The organism is Desulfomarina sp. (assembly GCF_054039375.1).
Genome location: NZ_JBPLBA010000031.1, coordinates 1 through 2,787, shown reverse-complemented (window position 1 = coordinate 2,787; position 2,787 = coordinate 1). Strand labels below are relative to the sequence as shown.

The 2,787-nt window shown below is 45.1% G+C and carries 2 protein-coding genes; both read left to right on the top strand.

Going from position 1 to position 2,787, the window contains the following annotated elements; all coding sequences use genetic code 11:
• Nucleotides 1-618 precede the first annotated feature (618 nt).
• The gene (locus ACXLDX_RS01845) at nucleotides 619-1,902 is read left to right on the top strand and encodes a 3-isopropylmalate dehydratase large subunit (protein WP_457575485.1); all 1,284 of its coding nucleotides are present in this window, start codon (nucleotides 619-621) and stop codon (nucleotides 1,900-1,902) included.
• Between the two features lie 108 nt (nucleotides 1,903-2,010).
• Complete coding sequence (locus tag ACXLDX_RS01840) at nucleotides 2,011-2,544, top strand: 3-isopropylmalate dehydratase small subunit (RefSeq protein ID WP_457575484.1); 534 nt, start codon at nucleotides 2,011-2,013, stop codon at nucleotides 2,542-2,544.
• Nucleotides 2,545-2,787 lie beyond the last annotated feature (243 nt).

Genomic DNA, 2,787 nt, shown 5'->3' with positions numbered 1-2,787 from the left:
AGAACGATTCTGCCTCCTTTCATGGCCCGGGAGGAACAATAGTCAAATTTTTTAAAACCGGATGGATACTTCAACTCACCATCCATGGAAATCCCATGAGCAGCAAGAAGAGGCCGACTGAAAAATAAAATCATAAAAAAGACAGAAACCGCTTTATAAAATCCCATAGTCCTTTTTCAAATAAGAGGTTCTACGGAAGAATCCTGTGAGTAAGTACATTTTGCACAGATTTTATCCGAAAATCCTCGGCTGAGGGTTGTATCGCCGCAGTCGGGATTTTCATTGGCTTTTTGTGGCCGAGCCGTAGAGTCCGGCCATGCCGGTTTTATCCTGGAGTCAATCCTGTAAAAATTACGGCAAGGTTACCATTTTTCGTGTATCTTTCGCAATCCGGATTAATGCTGATTTCATATTTTCAGAGGAGGTGCGGTTCAATTCTGAACTTCTGTTTCGCAAAATCCTCCTCAGAATATCGCAACTATTTTATTCCTGATTACCCATGAAATTCAGCCTGGTTGTGGATGTGCCTGCTGTATCAGGTACATCCACGGACTCATAAGTTGCAGGCTGAGTTTTGTACGTAATTAAAATTTTATTTTTTACAACGGAGTTTAAACAATGGGCAAAACTATCGCTGAAAAGATCTTTGACTCCCATCTGCGAGACCAACCCTCACCGGATAATATGATCCTGGACCTTGATGTCGTCATGTGCCATGAAATCACAACCCCCATAGCCATAATGGATCTGATGGAAAAAGGTATGGACAGTGTGTTTGATGCCGACAGGATAAAGGCTGTTATCGATCATGTGACCCCGGCAAAAGACACCAAGACCGCCACCCAGGGCAAGATCATGAGGGAATGGGCCAGGAGGCACAAAATCAAAGATTTCTTTGATGTCGGAGAAAATGGAGTCTGCCACGCTCTTTTTCCTGAAAAAGGTTTTGTCAGACCGGGTTATACCGTCATCATGGGTGATTCCCACACCTGTACCCACGGAGCATTCGGGGCGTTTGCAGCCGGTGTCGGAACAACGGACCTTGAGGTTGGTATTTACAAGGGTGTCTGTTCCTTCAGGGCGCCGGAGACAATGAAAATCAATATCATCGGAGAACTGCAGCCATCGGTCACAGCCAAAGACGTTATTCTCAATATCATCAAAAGAATTTCAGTAAACGGTGCAACCGACAGAATAATTGAATTCACAGGACCTGTTGTTGAATCCTTCAACATGTCAAGCCGCATGACTTTATGCAATATGGCGGTTGAGGCGGGAGCGACATGCGGTATCTGCCTGCCCGACCGGGTCACAGCGGAATACCTCTGGCCGTTTATCCGGAATGACTACGCCACAATAGACGACGCGGTGAACGAGTACAGACAATATCACTCAGATCCCGACGCAGAATACGTTGAATCGCTCGAGATTGATGTCACCACACTGGCTCCCCAGGTGACATACGGGTACAAGCCGGATCTCGTTAAAGATATCAATGAAATGGTCGGTACTCCGGTTGACCAGATCTACATAGGCTCCTGCACCAATGGAAGAATTGAAGACCTGCGTGATGCTGCATCAATTCTTAAGGGCAAAAAACTGGCAGACAGTGTTCGGGGTATTGTAACTCCCGCCACCCCCCTGATATACAGACAGGCTCTTGAAGAAGGCCTTATTTCGATCTTTATGGATGCGGGGTTTTGTGTCTTGAACCCAACCTGCGGGGCCTGCCTGGGGATGAGTTCCGGAGTCCTTGCGGAAGGAGAAAGTTGTGCATCCACCACCAATCGAAACTTTAACGGCAGGATGGGAAAAGGCGGCATGGTCCATCTCATGAGCCCGTATTCCGCTGCAGCCACAGCTTTGAACGGAACAATCACAGACCCCAGAGATTATTTGTAAACAGTCCTGAGCCAATGTCGTTATAAACAATGAAATGTTTGACCTGCGACAAAGAAGATTTTTCGCAGGACAGATTTTCATGCTATGTAAAACAGAAGAGGTATACCAATGAAAGAATTCGGAGGTCCAGCAGTTTTTCTGGACAGAAACGATATAAATACAGATGAAATTATTCCAGCAAAATATTTGACTGAAATCTCAAAAACTGCACTCAAACCACATCTTCTTGAAGATCTTCTCCTGGATGGAAAACCATTCGATAATCAATCCGACCAGATGAAACAGGCAAAGGTTGTGGTAACCAGAGCCAATTTCGGCTGTGGTTCTTCCAGGGAACATGCCGTCTGGGCTTTTGAGGTCAACGATATCAATGTAATAATAGCGATGAGCTTTGCCAGGATATTCCGACAGAACATGTTCAACTGCGGTATTGTTGCCATTGAACTCACAGAAGACAAATTAAACCGGCTTTTTCAACTCGGTCAAGAGGTGACCATTTCAGTTGATCTTAAAACCTGCGAACTGTTGGCAAAAGACAGTCATGAGGAAACACAGCTCTGTCTCTCATTTGAACTGAATCAGTTTGACCGGGAACTTGTTGCGGCTGGTGGATGGCTGGCCTATGCAGATAAAAAATATTGACACTTACAGGATGTAATTGCTTACAGGTGCCCAGGCTTTCACGATCTCTTCAGTCCGCATAGGCAGGTACGGGAAAACCCTGTCTGAAAACAAATCATACAGGGTTTTTATTTTTTTCTTGATTACCCATGAAACTCAGCCAAATTGTGGATGTGCCTGTTTTATCAGGCTAGCCTACGGTCAAAAATCACTGGAAATCTCAATTGATAAGGAATTCAAATGAAAAAGTGTCAGTCCAGGTCA

Coding starts and splice junctions, on each gene's coding strand:
- ACXLDX_RS01845 (WP_457575485.1), top strand. CDS start 619: ATGGGCAAAACTATCGCTGAAAAGATCTTTGACTCCCATCTGCGAGAC.
- ACXLDX_RS01840 (WP_457575484.1), top strand. CDS start 2,011: ATGAAAGAATTCGGAGGTCCAGCAGTTTTTCTGGACAGAAACGATATA.